The 23647-nt window shown below is 62.7% G+C and carries 23 protein-coding genes and 1 pseudogene; 14 read left to right on the top strand and 10 right to left on the bottom strand.

What is annotated here, in order from left to right:
* Nucleotides 1-2280 carry a calcium-binding protein gene (locus ACP15W_RS03695; RefSeq protein WP_424931470.1) on the bottom strand — a complete coding sequence of 760 codons (2280 nt, stop codon included), beginning with the start codon at nt 2278-2280 and terminating at the stop codon, nt 1-3.
* Nucleotides 2281-2450: 170 nt separating this feature from the next.
* Between ACP15W_RS03695 and ACP15W_RS03690 the strand changes: the two genes are divergently transcribed.
* From ACP15W_RS03690 to ACP15W_RS03680, 3 genes are read left to right on the top strand one after another with little or no spacing between them, the layout of a single operon-like run.
* Nucleotides 2451-3371: a glycine--tRNA ligase subunit alpha gene (locus ACP15W_RS03690; protein WP_424931469.1), complete on the top strand. Its 921-nt coding sequence runs from the start codon at nt 2451-2453 to the stop codon at nt 3369-3371.
* Nucleotides 3368-3736 (top strand): glyoxalase superfamily protein, encoded by a 369-nt coding sequence (locus ACP15W_RS03685; protein ID WP_424931467.1) that lies wholly within the window; start codon nt 3368-3370, stop codon nt 3734-3736. The genes ACP15W_RS03690 and ACP15W_RS03685 overlap by 4 nt, the downstream gene beginning before the upstream one ends.
* Nucleotides 3733-4173, top strand: coding sequence for a DUF6446 family protein (locus ACP15W_RS03680; protein ID WP_424931466.1), 441 nt, complete (start codon nt 3733-3735; stop codon nt 4171-4173). The genes ACP15W_RS03685 and ACP15W_RS03680 overlap by 4 nt, the downstream gene beginning before the upstream one ends.
* 89 nt (nt 4174-4262) lie before the next feature.
* On the opposite strand, the gene ACP15W_RS03675 is transcribed toward ACP15W_RS03680, so the two are convergent.
* From ACP15W_RS03675 to bcp, 3 genes are all read right to left on the bottom strand, one after another.
* Nucleotides 4263-4805: a bactofilin family protein gene (locus tag ACP15W_RS03675; RefSeq protein WP_424931465.1), complete on the bottom strand. Its 543-nt coding sequence runs from the start codon at nt 4803-4805 to the stop codon at nt 4263-4265.
* Entirely contained in the window at nt 4795-6132 is a 1338-nt protein-coding gene (locus tag ACP15W_RS03670) for a DUF5930 domain-containing protein (RefSeq protein ID WP_424931464.1), read from the bottom strand. Before ACP15W_RS03670 ends, ACP15W_RS03675 begins: the two co-directional genes overlap by 11 nt.
* 224 nt (nt 6133-6356) lie before the next feature.
* On the bottom strand, nt 6357-6836 hold the full coding sequence (bcp, locus tag ACP15W_RS03665) for a thioredoxin-dependent thiol peroxidase (protein WP_424931463.1): 480 nt from the start codon (nt 6834-6836) through the stop codon (nt 6357-6359).
* Nucleotides 6837-7083: 247 nt separating this feature from the next.
* On the opposite strand from bcp, the gene coaBC reads away from it, so the two are divergent.
* The 7 genes and pseudogenes from coaBC (at nt 7084) to ACP15W_RS03630 (ending at nt 13964) form a co-directional block, all read left to right on the top strand.
* Nucleotides 7084-8280: a bifunctional phosphopantothenoylcysteine decarboxylase/phosphopantothenate--cysteine ligase CoaBC gene (coaBC, locus tag ACP15W_RS03660; protein WP_424931462.1), complete on the top strand. Its 1197-nt coding sequence runs from the start codon at nt 7084-7086 to the stop codon at nt 8278-8280.
* Nucleotides 8277-8780: a dUTP diphosphatase gene (dut, locus tag ACP15W_RS03655; RefSeq protein ID WP_424931461.1), complete on the top strand. Its 504-nt coding sequence runs from the start codon at nt 8277-8279 to the stop codon at nt 8778-8780. The genes coaBC and dut overlap by 4 nt, the downstream gene beginning before the upstream one ends.
* Nucleotides 8777-9223, top strand: a complete 447-nt coding sequence (locus ACP15W_RS03650; protein ID WP_424931460.1) for an RrF2 family transcriptional regulator — start codon at nt 8777-8779, stop codon at nt 9221-9223. Before dut ends, ACP15W_RS03650 begins: the two co-directional genes overlap by 4 nt.
* Nucleotides 9224-9270: 47 nt before the next feature.
* Entirely contained in the window at nt 9271-10221 is a 951-nt protein-coding gene (cysK, locus tag ACP15W_RS03645) for a cysteine synthase A (protein ID WP_424931459.1), read from the top strand.
* A gap of 3 nt (nt 10222-10224) precedes the next feature.
* Nucleotides 10225-10932: a GNAT family N-acetyltransferase gene (locus ACP15W_RS03640; protein WP_424931458.1), complete on the top strand. Its 708-nt coding sequence runs from the start codon at nt 10225-10227 to the stop codon at nt 10930-10932.
* A 2-nt stretch (nt 10933-10934) separates the two neighbouring features.
* Nucleotides 10935-11714: pseudogene (locus tag ACP15W_RS03635) on the top strand (HesA/MoeB/ThiF family protein); the annotation flags it as partial.
* A gap of 693 nt (nt 11715-12407) precedes the next feature.
* Nucleotides 12408-13964 carry a 2-isopropylmalate synthase gene (locus ACP15W_RS03630; protein ID WP_424931457.1) on the top strand — a complete coding sequence of 519 codons (1557 nt, stop codon included), beginning with the start codon at nt 12408-12410 and terminating at the stop codon, nt 13962-13964.
* 45 nt (nt 13965-14009) lie between these two features.
* Here the strand turns inward: ACP15W_RS03630 and ACP15W_RS03625 are convergent, their stop codons facing one another.
* Nucleotides 14010-15608, bottom strand: a complete 1599-nt coding sequence (locus ACP15W_RS03625; protein WP_424931456.1) for an SGNH/GDSL hydrolase family protein — start codon at nt 15606-15608, stop codon at nt 14010-14012.
* 125 nt (nt 15609-15733) lie between these two features.
* Nucleotides 15734-17044, bottom strand: a complete 1311-nt coding sequence (locus ACP15W_RS03620; protein WP_424931455.1) for an ATP-binding protein — start codon at nt 17042-17044, stop codon at nt 15734-15736.
* Between the two features lie 78 nt (nt 17045-17122).
* Here ACP15W_RS03620 and ACP15W_RS03615 point away from each other — a divergent pair, with 78 nt between their 5' ends.
* On the top strand, nt 17123-18073 hold the full coding sequence (locus ACP15W_RS03615) for an MBL fold metallo-hydrolase (protein ID WP_424931454.1): 951 nt from the start codon (nt 17123-17125) through the stop codon (nt 18071-18073).
* A 157-nt stretch (nt 18074-18230) separates the two neighbouring features.
* Here ACP15W_RS03615 and ACP15W_RS03610 read toward each other — a convergent pair whose 3' ends face one another.
* From ACP15W_RS03610 to ACP15W_RS03600, 3 genes are all read right to left on the bottom strand, one after another.
* Nucleotides 18231-19106 carry a DUF2189 domain-containing protein gene (locus ACP15W_RS03610; RefSeq protein WP_424931453.1) on the bottom strand — a complete coding sequence of 292 codons (876 nt, stop codon included), beginning with the start codon at nt 19104-19106 and terminating at the stop codon, nt 18231-18233.
* A 212-nt stretch (nt 19107-19318) separates the two neighbouring features.
* Nucleotides 19319-20230: a polyphosphate kinase 2 gene (gene ppk2, locus ACP15W_RS03605; protein ID WP_424931611.1), complete on the bottom strand. Its 912-nt coding sequence runs from the start codon at nt 20228-20230 to the stop codon at nt 19319-19321.
* Nucleotides 20231-20347: 117 nt separating this feature from the next.
* The gene (locus ACP15W_RS03600; protein WP_424931452.1) at nt 20348-21010 is read right to left on the bottom strand and encodes a YggS family pyridoxal phosphate-dependent enzyme; all 663 of its coding nucleotides are present in this window, start codon (nt 21008-21010) and stop codon (nt 20348-20350) included.
* 180 nt (nt 21011-21190) lie between these two features.
* Between ACP15W_RS03600 and ACP15W_RS03595 the strand changes: the two genes are divergently transcribed.
* The 3 genes from ACP15W_RS03595 (at nt 21191) to ACP15W_RS03585 (ending at nt 23078) form a co-directional block, all read left to right on the top strand.
* Entirely contained in the window at nt 21191-21796 is a 606-nt protein-coding gene (locus ACP15W_RS03595; protein ID WP_424931451.1) for an exopolysaccharide biosynthesis protein, read from the top strand.
* A gap of 59 nt (nt 21797-21855) precedes the next feature.
* Nucleotides 21856-22644 carry a M48 family metalloprotease gene (locus tag ACP15W_RS03590; protein ID WP_424931450.1) on the top strand — a complete coding sequence of 263 codons (789 nt, stop codon included), beginning with the start codon at nt 21856-21858 and terminating at the stop codon, nt 22642-22644.
* A 194-nt stretch (nt 22645-22838) separates the two neighbouring features.
* The gene (locus ACP15W_RS03585; RefSeq protein WP_424931449.1) at nt 22839-23078 is read left to right on the top strand and encodes a hypothetical protein; all 240 of its coding nucleotides are present in this window, start codon (nt 22839-22841) and stop codon (nt 23076-23078) included.
* 34 nt (nt 23079-23112) lie between these two features.
* Here the strand turns inward: ACP15W_RS03585 and ACP15W_RS03580 are convergent, their stop codons facing one another.
* Nucleotides 23113-23565, bottom strand: a complete 453-nt coding sequence (locus tag ACP15W_RS03580; protein WP_424931448.1) for a CoA-binding protein — start codon at nt 23563-23565, stop codon at nt 23113-23115.
* Nucleotides 23566-23647: the final 82 nt, after the last annotated feature.

Genomic DNA, 23647 nt, shown 5'->3' with positions numbered 1-23647 from the left:
TCAGACGAAGACGATATCACTCTCGCTCAGTGAGCCGGCATAGTTTTCGAGGGTGATTGTTAGGCCGTAGATGTCGTCAAAGTTGCCATAGTCCTCGTTGGCGTAATACAGGATCGTATCTGCGCCATCCTGCCAGAACTCGACTTCCGTCTGATGTCCGTTCCAATCATGCGGTGATCGCCCGTTTATGGCGATCTGGTCCCCTTCTCCGGGATCGAAGTCAGTGATCCGACCCAGCATCGCCACATCCATCGGATAATATCCGCCGGGAATGTCCTTTGTCCTGCCACTGAATTCGAACATGTCCGCGCCATTGCCGCCGGTCATGGTGATTTCCGGGCCGTAGTCCGTTGCGATGAGGTGGTCATCTCCCTCACCGCCATGCAGGAAGCCGGAACCGTGGAGGGTGTCATTCCCCTGGTTTCCATAGAGTTCCTCATCCTGGGAGCCATAGTCAAAGGCAAAGGTTCCCCAGACAATATCATCGACGAGGTCGCTGTAATCCTCGCCGGCGGATGATCCGCCATAGATGATGTCGTCGCCCCGTTTTCCTTCGACGAAATTCGCCCCATGGCCGACATGGATCTCATTGTCGGCGTCAGAGCCGATGACGGTATCGTCTCCCCAGCCAGCCCGGATCAGGACTGTTTCAATCTGCTCGGCATGGCTCACGCCCGAGAAACCACCCCCGGCGCGTATGACACCGGTGGTCAGGTTGACGTAGCTGTCGGCGTGGTGATCGGTTTCGATCCATGATCGCACACCGCGTTCCATACCCTCGTATTTGAACGTCGCGCTCCCTAGGAAACCGTCAGAGTGGTCGATCACAAGGGTGTCGTTGCCCGAGCCACCGACGATCGTGTCGTTTCCGGAGGACAGCAGGAGCGTGTCGTCCCCTTCGCGGGCTTCGATGTAGTCGTCTCCAAGGCCGCCGTCGAAGGTGTTCGCCGCGGAGTTGCCCAGAAGCGTGTCGTTTCCGCTGCCGCCTGTACCGTTCTCGATCGAGGCGAATTTGTCCCGCGAACGCAATCCGCCGCCGAAATTGTAGATTTCGCCCAATTGTGCGCCGATGCGGATCTTCACGCCATGACCGACGGAGGAATAATCCGCTGTATCCGACCCGTTTCCGCCGAAGAGCCTGTCGGTGCCGTATCCAGCATCGAGCGTGTCGTCCCCGCCATAGCCATGAAGCGTATCGTTGCCACCGGAGCCTCCGAGAAAGTCGGATTGTGCGGTCCCATGAAGAAGGTCGTCGCCGCTGCCAGTGATGACGCCCTCGATTGCGGTGAGGACTTCGGGGTTCCAGTTGCGGCCCGGGAAGCTGATCCGCTGCTGCGCGAGGTCCGCCTGCATATCGACGCCGGTGGCGGAATAGTCGGCAACGTCGAAGCCATCACCGCCATCGAGCTCATCCGTGCCGCCGCCGCCATCGAGCGTGTCGTCCCCTTCGCCGCCCAAGAGCGTGTCTTTGCCGCCCCCACCTCTCAGCAGGTCATTGCCTGCGCCTGAGGAAAGCTGGTTGGCAGCGCTGTTGCCATGCAGCTCGTCGTCCCCATAGCCGGTGGAGAGGTTCTCGATCCCGGACAGATCCTGCCGGATGTCGATCGGGGTCTGGTCCCAGTCGAAAAGCGCATCACCCCGAATGCGGAGCGAGCCGCCGTCCGCGGTCAGCTGACCGATCACATGGGCCGAGACATCGACGTAGTCATACTCCCAGTCCCAGCCAGCATCGCCGTAGAAGCTGAAATGCTCCTCCCAGAAGAACACGACGGTATCGTTGCCCATGCCGCCGACAAGCGTATCGATCCCGAGGCCTCCCGAGAGATAGTCGTCGCCCGTGCCGCCATCGAGCAGGTTGTCATGCAGATCGCCATAGAGGCTGTCATCACCCGATCCGGTACGCACGTTTTCGATGCCGATCAGCGTTTCGGAATCCCAACCCGTGCCTGGGAAATATGCGCCGCCAAGTTGCGATGCCGCGTCTTCGGTGTAGCGCCAGCGATGCCACGTGCCGTCGTACTGGTCATACCAGCCATCGGGATCGAGGCCGACAAGCACGGATACGGTGGTCGCGCGGTAATCGGCTGTGTCGCTGCCCTGACCGCCGTCGAGTGTATCCGTGCCTCCGCCACCATCGAGCGTGTCGTTGCCACGACCTCCCTCGAGACTGTCTCGTCCACGGTTTCCGCGGATCAGATCGTCACCCGCGAGACCCTCTATAATCTCGCCGCCCGACGTCCCGTCGAGGACATCGGGGCCTGCAGTGCCCTGAATAGACATATCAAATTCCTAACCGGGAATAATGCGACTTCCCCGATTGTTTACCCTAAATTCACGATTGAATCCACGAAACGGGAAAACATGGTTAACGGGACCACGAGCGACGAGATTGACGCGGGGCGCGAGGCTGGTAAACCGGGGCTCCGGCACGCGAGCCCAAGGTAGACAAGATGACGATGAGCAAACCGCGCTGTTTCCAGGAACTGATCCTGCGGCTTCAAGCCTATTGGGCCGGGAAGGGATGCGCCGTTCTTCAGCCTTATGACATGGAGGTCGGGGCAGGGACGTTTCACCCCGCGACCACGCTGCGCGCGCTCGGAAGCCGGCCCTGGGCCGCGGCCTACGTGCAGCCCTCGCGCCGGCCGACCGATGGCCGCTACGGCGAGAATCCCAACCGCTTGCAGCACTATTACCAGTATCAGGTGCTCATCAAACCTTCGCCGCCGGATCTCCAGGAGCTCTATCTCGGGTCGCTGCGGGCCATCGGCATCGACGACACGATCCACGATATCCGCTTCGTGGAGGATGACTGGGAAAGCCCGACGCTCGGCGCTTGGGGGCTTGGCTGGGAGGTTTGGTGCGACGGGATGGAGGTGAGCCAGTTCACCTATTTCCAGCAGGTGGGCGGGCATGATTGCGCACCCGTTTCGGGCGAGCTGACCTACGGCCTCGAACGGCTGGCGATGTATGTGCTCGGGGTCGATCACGTGATGGACATGCCCTTCAACGATCCCGACGCGCCGATCCCGCTGACTTATGGCGACATTTTTCGTCAGACCGAGCAGGAATACAGCCGCTGGAACTTCGACGTCGCCGACACGCCGACACTCCTGCGCCACTTCGAGGATGCCGAGGCCGAATGCGCGCGTATCCTGTCCGAGGAGGTCGAGGACAAGGCGGGCCGGCGCATCGTCATGGCGCACCCCGCCTATGACCAGTGCATCAAGGCAAGCCATCTCTTCAACCTGCTGGACGCCCGCGGCGTGATTTCGGTGACCGAACGGCAGGCCTATATCGGGCGGGTGCGGGCGCTGGCCAAGGAGTGCGCCGATGCCTTCCTGCGGACCGAAGCAGCGGGAGCGCAGCCATGACAATCACTTCGGCCGTTCCGGTCCTCCGTGTCAGCAACTACGCCAAAGCGCGCGCGTTCTGGCGTGATCAGTTGGGCTTTGCCGTCGCGGAAGAGGGCGGCGATCCGCCGCGCTTCGGCATCTTCATCCGGGATGGGCAGCGCGTGTTTCTCGATGGCTGGCATGGGCCCGATGCGCCCGGTCACCAGGGCTGGCGGGTCTATTTCCACACGCCCGATGTCGATGCGCTGGCGGAATGGGCAGTGGCGCAAGGCATCGTTCTGGCAAAACCCCTCCATGACACGCCCTATGGCATGCGCGAGTTCGAGATCGTCGATCCGGACGGAAACCGTCTCTGCTTCGGCCAGCCGCTCGACGGAGCATGAGCGGCCGAAAGTTCATTCTCGGGTTTCTCGTGCTGCTCGTCATCTTCACGGCGGGGCTGATCTACACCCAGTTCTATGCCTATTACGAGCGGGATAGAGAGAGCGAGGTCTTGCGGTTCGGTGAGCTTGTTCTGCCCGTGCAGGAACTCGACCTGATCGATGCTTCAACCTCGCCGCTGAAACTCAGGGCCTGTTTCCGGGCGGACCCGGTCGTGTTCGAGGATTTGCCCGAGGCACTGCAACCGACACCGCTCACGCCGCCGCCGTGGTTCTCGTGTTTTGATGCTGAAAGTCTTGCCGAAGATCTGTCGGCGGGCCGGGCCGTGGCCCATTTTCTGGCGCAGGGTGAACCGGACGGGACCGATACGGTCGTGGCGTCCTACCCTGATGGTCGTGCGTATCTCTGGCGTCAGCTCGATGCGCGGTATTCGGACTAGTCTCGTGTGATCAGGTTTCTGCTCTGGTCTTGCTCCGGCACCCCATGAGCCGGGTCTTCTCCCCAGAATCCCTCCAGTCGGGCGTCAGATCAGCCTACGGCCTTCGCAGGCGCCGGGCTGGGCACGCTGGAGAGATTGCTCGACTGTGACCGCTGCGACGAGGAATTGTTCGCGCCGCCGACCGGATCTTCGTGACGCTGCACGGAGCCCTCGAACTGCGCGCCGCTCTCGATCGCGATCGCCTTGTGAATGATGTCGCCCTCAACGCGTGCCGAAGAGGAAAGGCGTATCTTGAGGCCGCGCAGGCGACCGATCACCCGCCCATGGGTGATGACTTCATCGGCGATCACTTCACCCTTGACCGTGGCGGTTTCACCGACGATCAGCGTCTGGGCGCGCACATCGCCTTCGATATTGCCTTCGATCTGAATGTCGCCGCTCGAGCGGACATTGCCGGTGATCGTGATGTCGGAGGAGAGGACCGAGGCCGCTGGCTTGGCTTTCTTGGGAGCCGGGCTCGGGATCGGCGGAGCGGCGGAGGTCGCCGTTTCGCTTGGTTTGGGTGGCGTGGTCGTCTCAGGGATATCGTTGAACTGTGGGCCCGATTCTGTGGTGCGGGTCTTAGAAAACATCCTTGGCAGCCTCCAGGTACGTCATGGGGTTCACGGCGTTTCCGTTCAGGCGAACTTCGTAATGCAGATGTACGCCCGTACTACGCCCGGTTGAACCCATAGCACCAATTACATCGCCACGCGATACTTTTTGGCCTTTTTCAACCAGAAGTTTTGTTTGGTGTGCGTATACCGTCTCATAACCCATCTCGTGACGGATCCGCACGACCTTGCCGTAGCCGCCCTCATAGCCAGCCGAAACCACCACACCGTCGGCTGTCGCATATATGGGCGTGCCCTTCGGCGCAGCTAGGTCGATGCCCGCGTGCATCCGCCGACCGCGACCCTTGGGGTCGCGTCGATAGCCATAGCCGCTTGTGAAGCGGTAGGAATCCAGGACCGGCATCGAGAAGGGAACCTTGTCAGCGGCAATGCGCATCATGTTCAGCTTGCCGAGCTTCTCCAGCACTCCGTCGAACCGCGCACTCGTCTCGTCGTTGGCGAAGGAGCGGCTGGAGACGGAAACGCGGCCTTCCGGCCCGCCCTCACCCGAGTAGTTCTGACGAATGGTGGCGAGAACGCTCTCGACGTCGAGCTCGGAGCGTTCGAACATCTGCTCCAGCGGACCGAAGGAGATGGCGACCGCCTGTTCGAGCTGGTTGACCATCTCGTCCTGCTTCAATGCATTGACGCGCTCGCGGATCTCGAGATCCGCCAGTTTCTGCTCAAGCTCGTCGCGCTCGCGCATCGCGATGTCTCGCGCCGTTGCAGCCTCCGAAAGCGCAGCGGAAACGACATCGAGCGTCTCGGTAAGGTCTTCGCCGTTGACCTGACGCTGGTCGAGGGTTTCGCTTACGGTTTCCATGCGGCTCAGCAGGGTGGAATTGGCGTCGGCCACCGCGTCGCGTTGCTCAATGGCTTCATTCAGCCGCGTGCGCAGGAGGTCGAGCGCCACATTCAGCTCGCGCCGTTCCTCGACGGATTTCAGGATCGCGGTCTGCTGGCGGCTGATCTGTTCCATGGCGACCTGGAAGCGAGACTGGGCCGAGCGGGCCTCCGCTGCGCGCTGGTCGCGCTCGGCGGCCAGATCATCGAGGCGCTGCTCGTAGGCATCCCGGAGAACGACGGCCTCGCCAAGTTCGGTCTGCGCGCCGATCCGATCAAGCACGACCAGGGACGTCGATGCCGCAAGCCAACCGGCCAGGGCAATCGAGACCCCGCCGATCATGATCTGGGAAAGCGGCGTTATCCGGACGTAGCTTGTAGACTGACCCGACTGCACATAGACACGCTTCTCAGAGATGATCCCGGACAAAGCCTTGTTTGTCCGACGCACTACACTCGCCATCCGTCTTCCCAAATCTGCCGCTATATGTGTTGCTCTTCGGCCTCAACCTCGACCGTCTCTATGGTGCGGGAGCGAGCAAAGCAACGCCGAACTGCCAATTTCACTTGGATCGGCAGGGAAGCGCCGATCAATTGGGCAGTTGTACATGGGAAGAAACGCGCATTTCTTGAGGTTGCACACAACCTGTACTGCGCAAGTCGCTTGGAAAGAACGGTTTTCTACTTCTAGGTATCGAGAAGCTTAACCGCTTCGAGAACGGCGTCCACATGGCCGGGAACCTTGACCTTGCGCCAGACCTTTCGGATCGTCCCGGTCCGGTCGATGAGGAAGGTCGAACGCTCGATGCCCATGTATTTCCGTCCATACATGGATTTCTCGACCCAGACGCCGAAGCGCGCGCAGGTGCTGCAATCCTCATCCGAGAGAAGGCGGATTTTCAGGTCATGCTTGGCCTTGAACTTGTCATGGCTCTTGACGCTGTCCTTCGAGAGGCCGATGACCTCCGCGCCCGCCGCGTTGAACTCCTCAACCCGTTCGGAAAAACCGACCGCTTCCTTTGTGCAACCGGAGGTGTCGTCCTTGGGGTAGAAGAAGAGCACGACGATCTTGCCGGCAAAATCCTTGAGGTCGAGTTCGTCGCCACCATCCGCGGGAAGACGAACGGCGGGGGCCGGTTGTCCTGTTTCCAGCATGTCCTCGGCCATTGCTTTGCTCTCCTTGAAAATCACCCGGTTTCTTGGGGGGGAATCTAGCCGGGATAGCTCGGGTTGCAACGGCAAAACCGCACGTCTTTACCAACAATCAATGCGAGCGTCGTAGATTTCGGCTTAATCGGAATACGATTGTCATATGTTGGCTTCGCGCTTGCCACGACATGGTGAGTGGCTGTAGAATATTAATTTAACAAGGTGTTTGAAATAAACACTTTCAACCATAGCGCGTGTATTTGGAATGTTGGTCGGAAAGAAGATCCTTCTTGTGATCGGTGGCGGGATCGCCGCCTATAAGAGCCTTGAGCTGATCCGTTTGTTGCAGAAGGCAGGCGCGTCTGTTGTACCCGTTCTGACGCGTTCCGGTGCGGAGTTCGTCACGCCGCTCAGTGTCTCGGCGCTCGCAGGCCAGAAGGTTCATGCCGAGCTTTTCGATCTGACAGCCGAGGCGGAAATGGGACATATCGAGTTGTCGCGGAGCGCCGATCTCGTGGTTGTCGCACCTGCCACGGCCGACCTGATGGCGAAGCTCGCAGGTGGATTGGCAAACGACCTGGCAAGCACGCTTCTGCTCGCGACGGACAAGCGGGTGCTGATGGCGCCCGCCATGAATGTGCGGATGTGGGAACACCCTGCAACAGCCCGGAATCTCGAAACTCTTCAGGGTTTCGGCGTTCTAACGGTCGGGCCTGATGCGGGTGAGATGGCCTGCGGCGAGTTCGGTCCGGGTCGGATGGCGGAACCGGCGAGGATCGTCGAGGCGATCGACGCGACCCTCGGTTCGGGCGACCTCGCGGGGCGGCATGTCCTTGTCACGTCGGGACCGACCCATGAGCCGATCGACCCTGTCCGCTACATCGCGAACCGCTCCTCGGGCCGACAGGGGAGTGCGATTGCCGAGGCGCTGGTCCGGCGCGGGGCAAGGGTCAGCTTCATCACGGGGCCGGCCAGTGCTCCCAAGCCACTGGGGTGCGCAGTGATCGAGGTCGAGACTGCGCGGGAAATGCTGGCGGCGGTTGAGGCCGCGCTTCCGGCAGATGCGGCGATATTCGCCGCTGCTGTGGCCGACTGGCACGTGAAGGCCGAAACCCGGTCCAAGATCAAGAAGAAGGGCGGAGAAACCCCGCCCCCCATAGAACTAGCGGAGAACCCCGATATCTTGAAAACGATCTCGCATAAGCCAGAAGATCGTCCATCTCTTGTCGTCGGCTTTGCCGCGGAGACGGACGATGTCATCGCCAATGCGACAGCCAAGCGGCAGCGAAAGGGCTGCGACTGGCTGATTGCCAATGATGTGCGGCCCGAAACCGGCATCATGGGGGGCAAGAACACGACCGTGACCCTGATCACGCAGGACGGCCCGGAGGCGTGGGAGCCAATGTCCAAGACCGCGATGGCGGACCGACTGGCGTCCCGTATCGCGGAGGCCCTGTCATGAGCGGAGGTGTCAAGCCGGTGATCATCGGGTTGCGGGCGCTTGAGACTCGTGACGTGACCCTTCCTCTACCATCGCAAGCCAGCGCCGGTGCGGCCGGGCTCGATCTGCGCGCCAATCTGCCCCTCGATGAACGCGGAGCGGGCCGGTGCCTGACGCCGGGGGCGCGCACGCTCGTTCCGACAGGGTTCGCGCTCGCCATTCCGGAGGGTTTCGAAGTCCAGGTTCGGCCCCGCTCCGGCCTCGCACTGCGCCACGGTGTGACGCTCTTGAACTCACCAGGCACGATCGACAGCGATTATCGCGGCGAGATCGGTGTCATAGTGATCAATTTGGGCGACAAACCCTTCACGGTCGACCACGGAATGCGGATCGCGCAGATGGTCGCGGCGCCGGTTGTATCCGTGAGGTTCGAGATGCGCATGGCGCTTGACGATACCGGGCGCGGAGCGGGCGGTTTCGGCTCCACCGGAACCCATGATGTTGCAGGAGCAGGCACATGATCCGGGTCATGAAGAAATCCGTCCTCGCCCTCGAGGCCGTCCTCGACATTGCCTACAACGCGCGCCCCGAGCCGGTCCAGTCGCGGGAGATCACCGACCGGCAGGGCATCCCGAACCGCTACCTGGAACAGGTTCTCCAGCAGCTCGTGCGCGCCGGCATCCTGCGGGGCGTTCGTGGTCCGCGCGGCGGCTATACCCTTGCACGGGAGCGGCGGCGCATTACCGTTGCGGAGGTCATCCGCGTGACGAGTTCGCTGGATACCGAGGACAGTTTCCAATCGAATGGCGATCTGGGAACTCTGGTGATCGGACCGCTCTGCGAGCAGGCCTATGCAGATATCCTGGCGCGGTTCGAGACGCTGACGCTGGAAGATCTTTGTGTGGATGCCCGGGAAAAAGGTATCAAGCGGGCCGACGGGAGCTTGCCAGACTATTCAATCTGATCAAACTGTGTCTGAGCGAGTTCAACAGATCACAGGTGGGGAATCCGATGCCGAGAGCGCCGCGGGGCCGGATATTCGATGACATTACGGAAACAATCGGGGGCACGCCGATCGTCAGACTGAGCAGGATGACGCGAGCCGCCGGGTTGGAAGCCGATATTCTGGCCAAACTTGAATTCTTCAATCCGACCAGTTCCGTGAAAGACCGGATCGGGGTTGCGATGATCGACGCGCTTGAAGCCGATGGCAGCCTCCGGCCGGGCGGGACGGTGGTGGAGCCCACATCGGGCAATACCGGCATCGGCCTTGCCTTCGTCTGCGCCGCCCGTGGTTACAAGCTCGTGTTGACAATGCCTGAGAACATGTCGGCCGAGCGGCGGAAGATGCTACTACTGTTCGGTGCGCGGATCGAGCTTACCCCGGCAGACAAGGGCATGGCTGGCGCGATCGCGCGCGCTAACGAACTGCTCGAGGAAATACCGGGAGCCGTCATGCCGCAACAGTTCGACAATCCGGCCAATCCCGCCATCCACGCCGCCACGACCGCGCGAGAGATCCTGGCCGATACCGGCGGCGCGCTCGATGTCTTCGTCTGTGGTGTGGGGACGGGCGGAACGCTTACCGGTGTGGCGCAGGTCATTCGCGCCGAATGCCCGAATGTCGAGATCATCGCGGTCGAGCCGGAAGACAGCCCGGTCCTGTCGGGCGGTGAAGCGGGTCCCCATTGCATACAGGGGATTGGCGCCGGGTTCGTGCCGAGCGTGCTGAACCGCGGTGCCATCGACCGGGTGCTGACGATCGGCAACCGGACGGCCATCGAGACCGCAAGAAAGCTAGCGGAGATCGAGGGCATTTCCGGGGGTATTTCCTGCGGGGCAGCCGTGGCGGCGGCGCTGGAGATCGCCTCGGAACCGGGGATGGGTGCGAAACGCATTCTCGCAATCCTGCCGAGCTACGCCGAGCGATACCTTTCCACGTCGCTGTTCGAACCGATCTGACCCGTGACGCTCATCGTCGCCTTCACGCTCTTCGCTCTTCTGATGACCCGCGTTCTGCGCAGTCCGCGCGGGAGCTGGCGCTACGTGCTCGGGGCCGGCGTGGCCGCGGCTCTGGCGACCCAGTTGCTCCCGGCGGGCCATCCGCTGCGGGTGGATGTGGCGGAGTCAGGGCAAAACCTGGGATGGGTCGCGTTGGGACTTCTCCCGGTTGCGGCCTACGCCCTGCTGATCCGACGCCTGAGGCAGCGGGCAGGGACGGATCCCGCCGAAGAGGCCGAGAAATCGCACACGAACAAGCCGTTGCTGGGGCTTGTTCAGATCTCGGATGATGCGATGCTGGTGGATGAGACGGAAACTGCGCTGGCAGGAGATGCAGGCCGGGCACTGGGAAGTGTGCCGCGCAGCCGCTCGCTTGCCTGGCGCGCGGAGAGCGGCGAGATCGCGGGGCATCTGCGCCTCACGGTGCTTGGAAATACCTGCGAGATCGTGGTCCTGAGGGTCGCCGAAGCCCATCGCGGGCAGGGAATTGGTGCGAGCCTCGTCCGTGGCGCGGAGGAAATCGCGGCAGAGCTTGGTGCAACGCGGATCATGCTGCGGGCCGGGTCCTGGCAGAATCTCGATTTCCTGCGCCACGCGGGGTTGCGGGCTGTCCGCGAACAGTCCATCGGGTCGGGAGGTGCATGGGTCTGGATGGAGAAGGAGCTGACGTGAATTTCGCGCCGGAGGAACTGGAGCGCTACGCGCGCCATATCGTGCTCCATGAGGTCGGCGGGCCGGGGCAGCAACGGCTCAAGCGTGCGCGGGTGCTGGTCATCGGGGCAGGCGGGCTCGGCAGCCCGGTTCTGCTCTACCTTGCTGCGGCCGGCGTGGGCACGCTCGGCATTGTCGATGACGATACGGTCAGTCTTTCGAACCTCCAGCGGCAGATCCTCCACGCGACGCCCGGCGTGGGGGAGTCCAAGGTCGAAAGTGCCGCCGCCGCCATCGCGCGGCTCAACCCCCATGTCGAGGTCATCGCGCACCAGACCCGCCTTGCGGAAGAGAATGCCGCCGGGATCGTCGCGGGATATGATCTGGTGCTTGATGGCTGCGACAATTTCGCCACCCGCTACCTCGTCAATGCCGCCTGCGTCGCGGCCGGTGTGCCGCTCCTGTCCGGAGCGATCAGCCGGTGGGAAGGGCAGATCAGCCTTTTCGATCCGGCGGAGGGCGCGCCGTGCTATGCCTGCATCTTCCCCGAACCACCCGAACCGGGAACCGAGGCGCCCTGTTCCGTGGCGGGTGTGATCGGCGCGCTGCCCGGTGTCGTCGGCTCGATCATGGCGCTCGAAGCCATCAAGCATATCGCGAAAGCGGGCGAGAGCCTGCGCGGCACGCTGCTGATGTATGACGCGCTCTATTCCGAGGTGCGCCGGGTCCGGCTCAGGCGCAGTCCGGGCTGCGCGGTTTGTGGCGGTGCTCGACAGGAGAACGCCGAGCGCGGCAGTTCTTGACGGAAGATTAACGGAAGGCTCCGGATTCCAAGGCCAATCTGGGCAAGATCGATAAATATCTATCTAAGCTAGTGGCTTGTCCGGAGTTTCTCCATCTGGAACCCGTATGGTTTGCGTATGGAATCCGTATGGTTCCGATATGGCGCTTTATACATACGCACGGCCATACGAGCGGAATGCGCAACGGCTTTCGCGCCCCGACCCGCCGTTGGACCACAGGCCAGGATAGGAAAACCCGGAGCGCGTTGCGCATCCGGGCGTCCGGCCGTGCGGGGAGCCCGCCGTTTGCAGCATGTCACTCCAAAGCCGACCGTATGGACGGACGGGCGCTGGCCCGGCGGTGCTACGCACCCGGATTCCGGGCCTTGAACGCCAACCCCAGGTCCGCCGCCGCCCCATATCGAACGGCCGTTGTTGCACCCTCCCGCCGTTTCCCCAAAATCGGGCGGTCGCCAGAAAGACGAGAACATGGCGCCTTTCCACTTTATCTTTGAAACGCCTTGCGTATACTCCGCGCCCATGAGTGGACAGGACATCATCCTGAAGAATGCCATCGCCGCACCGTTCGGGTCGCGCGCTCTTGGCCTATGCCTTCTCCTTAGCCGCCTCTGAGCGTGCCGGGGTTCGGCGCGCGCGCTCAGAGGAGAGAGAGACGCGCCGCATAAACCACTCGATACACAGCAGGCGACCCCCATGACACAGATTGCAGACGACAAGAACCGTGTGGTGATTTTCGACACCACGCTGCGCGATGGCGAACAGAGCCCCGGCGCGACCATGACGCTCGGCGAGAAGCTTCAGATCGCCACCCTGCTCGACGAGATGGGCGTGGACATCATCGAGGCAGGCTTTCCCATTGCCTCCGAGGGTGATTTCGAGGCGGTGAGCGAGATCGCGAAACTGGCGAAGGACGCGGTCATCTGCGGGCTGGCGCGCGCCAACTTCAAGGATATCGACCGCTGCTGGGAGGCGGTGAAACACGCGAAGAAGCCTCGGATCCATACCTTCATCGGCACCTCGCCGCTCCATCGCGCCATTCCGAACCTCGACATGGACCAGATGGCCGAGCGCATCCACGAGACGGTGACCCACGCCCGCAACCTTTGCGACAACGTGCAGTGGTCGCCCATGGATGCGACCCGCACCGAGCACGATTATCTCTGCCGCGTGGTCGAGATCGCGATCAAGGCGGGCGCGACCACGATCAACATTCCCGACACCGTGGGCTATACCGCTCCGCGCGAGAGCGCCGATCTCATCCGGATGCTGGTCGAGCGGGTGCCGGGGGCGGATAAGATCACCTTCGCGACCCACTGTCACAACGATCTCGGCATGGCGACGGCCAACGCGCTGGCGGCCGTGGAGGCCGGGGCCCGTCAGATCGAATGCACGATCAACGGGTTGGGCGAGCGTGCGGGCAATACCGCCCTCGAAGAGGTCGTGATGGCGATGCGCGTGCGCAACGACATCATGCCATACAACACCCGGATCGACACGACGAAGATCATGCAGGCGAGCCGGCTCGTCTCGACCGTTTCGGGCTTCCCGGTGCAGTTCAACAAGGCGATCGTCGGCAAGAACGCCTTCGCGCATGAAAGCGGCATCCACCAGGACGGAATGCTCAAGAACGTTGAGACCTTCGAGATCATGCGCCCCGAGGATGTCGGCCTGACCGAGACAAACCTCGTCATGGGCAAGCATTCGGGCCGAGCGGCACTGCGCTCGAAGCTCGAGAACCTCGGCTACCAGTTGGGCGACAACCAGCTCAACGACGTCTTCGTGCGCTTCAAGGAACTCGCCGACCGCAAGAAGGAAGTCTATGACGACGACCTGATCGCGCTGATGCAGGACACCGGCACCCATTCGGCCCATGACCGGATCCAGGTGAAATCGCTTCAGGTCGTTTCCGGCACCCAGAGCCCGCAAACCGCCGATCTGGTGTTGTCCATCGACGGCGAGGATCACTCCGCACATGCCACCGGGGACGGTCCGGTGGATGCGGCCTTCAATGCCGTGAAGGCTCTCGTCGAGCATGAAGCGCGGCTGCAACTCTACCAGGTCCATGCGGTCACCGAGGGCACCGATGCCCAGGCCACCGTCACCGTGCGCATGGAGGAGGCGGGCAAGATCGTCACCGGCCAGTCCTCGGACACCGACACGATTGTCGCCTCGGTGCGGGCTTACGTGAATGCGCTCAACAAGCTGATGGTGCGCCGGTTGAAGACCGCTCCGCAGGCGGCGGCGGTCTGATCCCGAGAGTTCGAGCCGCGCCCGGTTCGGCCGGGCGCGGCAATCTCAGACCAATCCCCAGAGCTCCGCTTCCGGCACCCGCAAGTCGGGCAGAAGCGCGGCCAGGTCCTCCACCTCATCGAGAAATTCGTAGGCTTCGATCCCCTTGGTCGTGAGGCCGATGCTGTCGAGGCTCTGGGTATTCTTTCCATCGACGATCTCGGCTTCGACCAACGCACGGGTTTCGTCCTGGAGCACGAGATAGACCGTGTCTTGTCCGCGCCCGCCCTTCATCACGCCTCCGGCGTTCTCGGTGTCGCCGACGCGATAGGCGATATCGACAAAGAGAAACGCGTCCTGGCCTTTGCCGCCGCAGAGCATGTCGAAGCCGTTGCCGTCGATCAGCAGATCCTTGCCCCGCCCGCCCGAGACATCGTCATCGCCCGCGCCATCGGCAAGCACGTCCTTGCCTTTCTCGCCGCGGAGCACGTCATCGCCCGATCCGCCCGAGACGATATCGTCGCCATCGCCCGCCAAGACCTCGTCGTCGTTGCGCCCGGCAAGAACGACATCGTCACCGGCCTTCGTCTTGATGCGGTCCTTGCCGGTCCCTGAAAGCACCAGATCGGGACAGCCCGTTCCGTTGATCTCGTCCCCGCCACTGCCCTCGAGCCGGATCTTGCTCGTGAGGCTCAGGGCCGTGAAGACACCGAGCGCGTCATGCACCGGGGCCGTCGGGTGGATGAAGTCGATAAAGGGAAGCTGATCGGGGTCGATCCCGTCCACGGCCGGGTTCTGCGGGAAGGCCACGTCATAGCTGCCATCGTCGAGCTCGATGAGCGTGCCGTTGCCCCCGGTGCCCAGGATAATCGGCTGGGAGAAAAGTTCGCCCCTGAGGCCGAACGTCTCGGGATCGTCCATGATCTCGCGCGCCAGCCGGTTGAAGTCGATGAAGGTGACGTCGGCGTCCGTGGTCGATTCCAGATAGGCCGCGCCCTGCGAAAGCGCGGTGTTGTGGCGCGCGATGAGTTGGTCCCCAAGCGCCAGCAGGTCTTCCGATTGCCCGGCCGAGAGCGGAAAGAAGCGGAAGCTCGGCATGGTGTAGAACAGGATCGTCTCCACACCGGTCTCGATCACTGCCTGAGCCGCCTGCACCGTTGCTCCGACAACGCCCGTGACGAGGGCCGCCGCCTCGAAGGGCGCGGTGAAATCATTGGTGGCTTCGAATTCGGAGTAGTCGTTCAGCCCGATGAGAAACGCCGCTGCCGTGTCGTCGCTCGCGCCCTCGCTGCCGGTGTCATCGAGATAGCGTTCGACCTGACCACCGAGATAGAGGTCGTAGTCGAGATCCTCCTGCGTCGCGCCCGGCAGGAAGACGTCGACACCGTCGATCTGGCCGCCGAACCGGTCTTCCGCGTAGTCCTCAACGCTGTAGCTGCCGAGCGCGTGGCCGTAAGCCACTGCGTAATTGGCCCTTTCGACCCCGAGCAGGCTGCTGGTGGTGACCGCATGAACGTCGCCATTGGTGAAGGCTTCGGTATAGCCCGCGGATTCCGCAGGCAGGGTCACGATTGTCGTGCGCTCCGTCAGGTCGTGAATGTTGCGCTCGTCCGTCAGGCTGTCCCCGAACCAGACGATTTCTTCGAAACCCAAATCTTCGTGCATCTTACCCCCCTGAATTCTGGCGTTCCGGCCTCGGTCATGTCCCTGCACCGCTTCTCCAGGCGATGCTCCTCATGTTGTAGCACCAATCCGGGTTCCGTGTATCTGTTTCGCGTGCAGGTTGGGCCTCAGCGAGGTATCCTGAACTCCGCCCGCAATCCGCCCAGTTCAGCGCTCTCACCGAGGATCAGGCTGCCCCCGTGGCTGCGGGCCACGTCCATCGCGATGGAAAGACCGAGCCCGACATTCCCGCCCTCATCCTGGTTTCGCGACCGGTCCAGCCGCGAGAACGGCTGCAGCGCGTCGCCACGGCTCTCGGCCGGTATTCCCGGTCCGTCATCCTCCACGATGAAGGAGATGGCGCGCTGCGTGAGCCTGAGCGTGAGGGTGCTGCGCGTGCCGTAGCGGGTGGCATTGGCCGTGAGATTGAGGATCGCGCGCGACACCGCGACGGGGCGCAGGTGGACCAGGTCATCTCCATCCGAGACCTTCTGGACGAGGTATTTCGGCGCGTGGCCCGAGCGCTCGGCCTGATCCGCGATGCTGCGCCCCAGCACGACGATGTCGACGGTTTCGGTCGCCTCCGTGGTGTCCCCGCGGGCGAAATCGAGAAACTCCGAGAGCATGCGCTCCATCTGGTCCACGTCCTCGCGAAGGGCCTCGGTCTCCTCATCCTCTTCCAGAAGCGCAAGCGTAAGTTTCATGCGGGTAAGGGGTGTGCGCAGATCGTGCGATACCCCGGAAAGCATCTGCATCCGCTGGTCGATCTGACGCTCGATCCGGCTGCGCATGGAGAGAAAGGCCATGCCAGCCCGGCGAACCTCCTCCGCGCCCGAGGGCCGGAAGGTGAGCGAATGACCCTTCCCGAACGCCTCCGAGGCTTCGGCCAGCCGCCGGATCGGCCTGACCTGGTTGCGCATGAAGATCACCGCGATGGTCGCGAGCAGGATCGCTGCCATGACCATCAGCACGAGCAACTGGTGCGGATTGGAGACCGAAAGCCGAGAGCGCGGCACCACGGCCCTGATGACCCCGTCCGACGTCTGCACCAGGATTGTCGCGGCACGGCTGTCGCTGGCGAGATCGACCCAGAGCGGCCGGTAGATGTTGTTCTCCAGGGTGTCCGCGATCGTCCAGCCGGAAAGATCGAAGAATTCCCTCAGCCGCCCCGGCTCGATCGTCGCACCCTCTTCGAAACTGAGGTTCAGCCCCAGCGGGGCGTCGATCTCCGCCAGCCACTCCTCGATCTCGGCCGGGTCGTCCATCCTTTCCGAGAGCCTGACAACATACTGGAATCCGGAGGAAAAATTCTCCGTCATCTGCTGCGTGACGCGCTGGTAGTGCCTCTGGAAGAAGATCGTGCCGACCACGAGCTGCAACAGGACGATGGGCACGAGCAGGATGACCAGCGAGCGGCCAAGCAGGCTGCGGGGCAGCATGGATTTCAATCGCAGCCAGGGCATGATGCGACTAAGGATTAGGGGTGCCGCGACAGGCAATCAAGCGGGATGAGGCGAATGAGCGAGGATCCTTTCAAACGTGATCACGCACCCCGGATCGGGGCTGTGGAAACCCTCGCACCCGGTCTGCGCGTGGTGACGGCGCCCAACGCCGGTCCGATGACCTATACCGGCACAAGAACCCATATCGTCGGCGAAGGGCGCGTAGCCGTGATCGATCCCGGACCGGCGGACGGGGCGCATCTCGAGGCGCTCGCCGAGGCCGTGCGGGGCGAGACCGTGGAGGCTGTCCTTGTGACCCATTCGCACCGGGATCATTCCGCCGGGGCGCGGGCCTTTGCAGACCGGGTCGAGGCCCCGATCCTCGCACATGGAAATCCGGCCGTAGCACGCAGCCCGACCATGGCGCGACTTGCGCAAACCGGTGCCATCGGTGGCGGCGAGGGGATCGACCCGAACTTCCGACCTGACACATTCTTGCGCGAGGGGGATCGTGTGAACGGTCCGGATTGGGAATTGCAGGCGCTTCATACGCCGGGCCATCTGTCGGATCACCTGTGTTTCCAATGGGGCCTATCGGTCTTTTCCGGAGATGTCGCAATGGGTTGGGCGACGACGCTCATCTCGCCCCCCGATGGCGACCTTGCTGCCTTCCGAGAAAGCATCACGCGTCTTCTCGGGCTGTCGCCTGCGCGGCTCTATCCCGGTCATGGCGCGCCGGTGGACGACCCGGAGCCTCTCCTGGCCCATCTTCTCGCGCATCGGGCGGAGCGGGAGCGGCAGATCCTGTCCACCCTCCACGATGGGGCAACGACGATCCCTGAAATCGTCGCCCGCCTCTATGCTGATGTCAGTCCCGCACTTCATGGTGCGGCGGCGCGGAACGTCCTTGCTCACCTCATCGATCTGAGCGAGCGCGGCGCCGTCGATCCCGGCGGGGCGCCGGGACCCAATTCCTTATTCTCCCTGACTGGTAGGAAGGATAAGGATCGCAATGAAACAAATTGAAATGACGTGAATTTCTGGCGTCGGGCTCGGGGGCGAGATTTGCAGAGATTAGGCTTTCGGTAACCATAAATCCACGCGAATCACCTATAGTCGGATCAATAGCTTGAAACCAACTCTCAAGGGGGCTCCCGAATGGCAGTCCCCTTCTTTTTTGAGATCACTCCGTTTCGAAATCGATTGCCCGCCGATAGAGGTGCCAGGTCGCATGTCCCAGAACCGGCATGACCACGATCAGGCCGAGAAAGGCCGGAATCGAGCCGATCGCGAGCGAACCCGCGACTATGATACCCCAGGTCAGGATCACCACCGGATTGCGCCGGGTCAGTTTCACGGATGTCACGACCGCAGCCGGCATCCCGCAATGCCTGTCGAGCAGGAGAGGAAAGGAGATCACGCTGGTTGCGAGCACGGCGAAGGCAAAGAGTGCGCCCACACCCATTCCGATGATGATCATCATCCATCCGGCCCCGGTGGTGAAGAGATCGACCAGGAATGCGCCCATGGACGCCGGCGCTTCGGGGCCGAGCGTCGCGCGATAGATCATGTCGGCCAGGATCATCCAGACCGTGAAGGTCGCGAAGAGCATGATGCCAAGCGCCAGGATCGCGCTGAAGGCCGGGGAACTCGCCACGCGGAACGCATCGAGGTAGCCGACCGGCTCGCCCATTTCGCGTCTCCGGCTCATCTCGTATAGCCCGACCGCAGCCACGGGGCCGACAAGCGCAAAGCCCGACATCACCGGAAAGAGCAGTGGCAACAACTCGCGCTGCATGCCGACCCAGGCGAGAAAAATGCCGATGATCGGGTAGAGCAGGCAAAGAAACATCACGTCCGACCGGCAGGCGGTGAAATCCTCCATGCCCTTGCGCAGCGCGATGCGAAGATCCTCCATCTCGAGCTTGCGCACCCGTGGCAGGGCATCGGCATCAATGTCACCACCGCCGATTTCCCGGGTCATCTGCCCGATATGCTTGCCCGCCGCGCCGATCTGGTCGACGCTCCAGGAGCCCGGATTTGGAATTGTCGAAGCCATTGTTTCCTCCCGCGTTGTCTGAGCGTCCTGCACAAACGCGCCGCAAACGGCCCCTTCTCAGGTCAACGATCGCGTCGGAGGCACCCTTGATCGTTCGAATTTGACCGAAAGGGTATCACAGGTCCGGCGCAATCTCCCGAACAAAATCGGGTGAGAGCGCGGGGCCCTGGGCCCGGCAACCGGTGCCGGGCCTGAAAAAGCAGGCGGAAAGCTCAGTATTTCTGCGGCACGTAGAGCTCGGGCGGCAGAACCTTGCGCTCGTATTCCGGGTTGAAGACACGTTCGGGCAGCGAGATGTCCTCGTGCGGCACAGGCTCGTAGGGGATCTGGTGCAGCAGATGGTCGATGCAGTTCAGACGCGCACGCTTCTTGTCGTTGCCCTCGACGATATACCACGGCGCCTCGGGGATGTTGGTCTTGGCGAAGGTGTCTTCCTTGGCCTTGGTATACTGCTCCCAGCGCACGCGGGACTGGAGATCCATCGGAGACAGTTTCCACTGCTTGAGGGGATCGTGGATGCGCATGAGGAACCGCATCTGCTGTTCTTCGTCCGTGATCGAGAACCAGTATTTGATCAGCCGGATGCCGGAGCGCACGAGCATGCGCTCGAATTCGGGCACGTCATGGAAGAACTGCTGGACCTGGTCTTCGGTGGCAAAGCCCATGACCCGCTCGACGCCCGAACGGTTGTACCAGGATCGGTCGAAGAGCACGATTTCGCCACCCGCGGGCAGGTGCGGCACGTAGCGCTGGAAATACCACTGGCTCTTCTCGCGTTCGCTGGGGGCGGGCAGGGCGACCACGCGGGCCACACGCGGGTTCAGACGCTGGGTGATCCGCTTGATCACGCCACCCTTTCCGGCGCTGTCACGACCTTCGAAGATCACCACGATCTTCTCGTTGTGATACTGCACCCAGTCCTGAAGCTTGATCAGTTCGGCCTGCAGCGCAAGCAGGGCGCGAAAATAGTCCTGCCGCGGGATCGTCGGCGGATGCGCCTTCTGATAGATCTTGCGGATCTCCATGGAGAGCGCAGGCTCGGAAATTTCCAATTCGTAATCTTCGTCGAGCGTATCTGCCAGTTCCGCTTCGAGCCAATCCATCTCCTGGCTGTTCTGCAACATATCACTCATTCCATAAGCCTTTCTCGATCGCCACGGGAGGCGAGCCTGCCCAATCCCAGTTTCAGCGGCACTCTCTGCGCTCAATAAGTCGGTTTCATGACAGCTTTGTGTGGCACCCTAGCGAGACGGCGGAATCCGTTCACCAAAAATCGCCGATCCGATCCGCACATGGGTCGCGCCGCAGGCGATAGCGGCCTCGAAATCGCCCGACATCCCCATGGACAAGCCCTTGAGGCCATGACGGGCCGCGAGCTCTGCCAGCAGTCGGAAGTGCGGCTCGGTGGGTTCGTCGGCGGGCGGAATGGCCATCAGCCCCTCTATGGGCAGGGCATATGACGTGCTGCAGGTTTCCATGAAATCGTCGAGTGCCTCGGGGGCAATTCCGGCCTTCTGCGGCTCGCGGCCCGTGTTGACCTGAATGAAAAGCTGCGGGCAGATGCCGCGTGCCTGGACCGCGTTGGCGAGCTTCTTCGCGAGGCTGTCGCGATCGAGGCTGTGGATCGCATCGAAGAGATCCAGCGCCTTGTTCAGCTTGTTGGTCTGCAGCGGCCCGACGAGATGCAGTTCCACATCCCCGTAGCGTTCGCGGAAGGCCGGCCATTTGCTTTCGGCTTCCTGAACGCGATTCTCGCCGAAGACCCTGTGCCCCTGCTCGAGGACCGCCTCGACCCGGTCCAGAGGCTGGACCTTCGAGATCGCGATGAGCTTCACGGCATCCGCGGGCCGACCGGCTGCCGCGAGGGCGCTTTCGACACGGGATCTGATATCGGACAAGGGCATGGTGGCAGGTGCTTTCGGCTGTTGGGGTCCGCGCGCGGGATAGCGTAATGCGGCTATGGGCCTGGCACCCCGCGGGTTTGGCCTTAAATACCCGGAGGATCGCACTATTTGAACCCTTGGCCGAGCACCAGCGCCCGCCGGGCCAGCGCTTTGTCATGCGAGAGACACTTGGAAGGCACTATGAGCGAGACGGATAACACGATGCCCGGCGATACCCCGATCACCCGGACGGTGGATCAGATCCGGAAAGTCGCGGACGGCCCGGAGTTGCGGGTCCGCACCATCGTCGAGGAACTGGGCAACGAATCCTTCGGCCATGTGCTGCTCTGGCCCGCGCTGATCGTCGTCACGCCGCTCAGCGGCATTCCCGGCCTCTCCTCGCTCGCGGGCATCACCATTGCGATCATCGCGGCACAGATGCTGTTTGGCCGATCCTGCCTCTGGTTGCCGGACTGGATTCTGAGGCGCAAGATCCCGCAGGACCGGTTCAGAACCGCGATGGAATGGCTGCGCAAGCCGATTGGCGTGGTGGATCGCTTCACCCGGCCGCGGCTCAAGCGGATTTTCTTTCCCCCGGTCTCGCAGATGATCCAGCTGTGCTGCGTGATGTGCGGCCTTGCGATGCCGTTTCTGGAGTTCGTGCCGATGTCGAGCTCGATCCTCGGGGCAGCGGTGGCGCTCTTCGCGATCTCCCTCATCACCACCGACGGCCTTCTCGCGATTGCCGGTCTCGGCTTCATCGGCGGGGCGATCACGCTGATCACGTCTATCGTCGCGGGGCCGTGACTGGACGCGCCCGGCGCGCTTATCCATCATCCGCGCAAACGAATGGAGTTTCGAGACCTATGCGGCATTTCTGTCTGATCCTTGGTCTTGTCGGGCTGGCGGCATGCAGCACGACCTATGACGTGCCCGTTGCGCCCTCCGGGGCGCAGACGGGGGCATCGTCCGTGGCAAGCGGGGGCGCCTCGCGCAGCCCGGCCGATTTTAACCGGGTCAAGCGTCGGGTCGAGCCGGTGGCCGAAACCGTGTGCCGCGAGGAAGCGCCATCTGCCCCCGCGAGCTATTGCGATTTCCGGATCATCTTCGAGACCGACCCCGACCTGCCGCCCAACGCCTTCCAGACCATCGGGGAGGATGGCCGTCCGGTTCTCGTGATGACCTCCACGCTTCTGCGCGAAATGCGCTCCGATGACGAGATCGCCTTCGTGCTGTCTCACGAGGCAGCGCACCATGTGGCCGAACACCTGACCAAGCAGCAGCAGAGCCAGATCCTCGGCGCCATGGTGGCGGGCGGGCTGGCGGCAGCGCTCGGCGGCGATCTCGCCACGGAGAAGGCCGTGCGCGATGCGATGGATGTCGGGGCGTTCGTGGGGGCGCGCGCCTACAGCCAGTCCTACGAATACGAGGCCGACTGGGTCGGCGCGTTCATCGCGGCGCGGGCAGGCTATAACCCCGAGCGTGGCTCGCAGGTCTTTGGCCGGCCGGCGCTCGCCTCTGGCGGAGGCCCGGTTCTGCTCTCCACGCATCCCGCCTCGCCACGGAGGCTTCAGCTCGTTTCGGCCGCAGCCCAGGAAATCGAGCGGCAGAAAGCCGCCGGCCTCACCCCCCGCCCGGATTACGCTAGCAGGTAGGGGCGTGTTCCGCGAGCTGCGGATGGCGTTTTCTTGTGCGCTGCAGCATTGACTTGCTGCGGTTGGGTTGTATTTCACATGCGGTGAGGGCGTGGGGCGACAGTCAGCCGAAGTGCGCCACTCTTTCGGGAATACGATCAGGGGGAAGGGCCCTTCAAGGCACCACTGCCTGATCGTTCGAGGAGGAAAATTCGATGGCAAGACCGCGGCGGCTGCCCTTCTACGAACGCGCGATCTACGCGATACCGGTGCTCGGCTGGATGCTGAAGGACGTCGCCTACGGCGACAAGGACAACATCTACTACTTCATCGCCACGCTGGTCATGGCCTGGATCATCGCGATCATCGCCTTCGGTTATCCGGCGATCATCCTTCCGGCCCTTGCTCTCGTACCGACCATCTTCATCGCGCTGCTCGTTATCACGCGCGGGTAGAAGGCTCGTGGGGCTGATGCCCCCCGTGGGCCCATCAGCCTGCCGGGCTTTGCTCCAGCGCCAAGCGCGCATGTTCGATCTTCGGGCAGCGGTCCATCACGACCATGAGGCCCGCTGCGCGCGCCTGCTCGGCGGCGGCCTCATCCACCACACCGATCTGCATCCAGATCGATTTGAGACCGCGCGCGCCAAGTGCGGCAATCGCCTCATCCACCACGCCGCCGGCCTGGTCCGAGCGCCGGAAGATATCGACCATGTCCACCGGTCCGGCCTCTTCGGGGATGTCGCTCAGGCTCGCGTAGACCGTTTCACCCAGCAGGTCCTGACCCGCGAGACCGGGATTCACGGGCAGGATGCGGTATCCGGCCGCCTGAAGATAGCGCGCCACTTCGTTTGACGGCCGTGTCGGCTTGTTGGAAATGCCCACCACAGCAATCGTTCGTGTCGTCTGCAGGATTTCGCGAATGTCTGTCTCGATCTGGCTCATGTACGGTCCTTCTACGCGTCGTGGTTCGGGCCCAAAAAAAAGACGCCCGAAGTTGTCCGGGCGTCAGGTTGGAACGAGGGAC

Origin of the sequence: Amaricoccus macauensis, assembly GCF_049800915.1 — a bacterium.
GTDB lineage: Bacteria > Pseudomonadota > Alphaproteobacteria > Rhodobacterales > Rhodobacteraceae > Amaricoccus > Amaricoccus macauensis_A.
The sequence above is the reverse complement of the archived record's forward strand: the minus strand, read 5'-3'. Positions and strand labels throughout refer to the sequence as shown.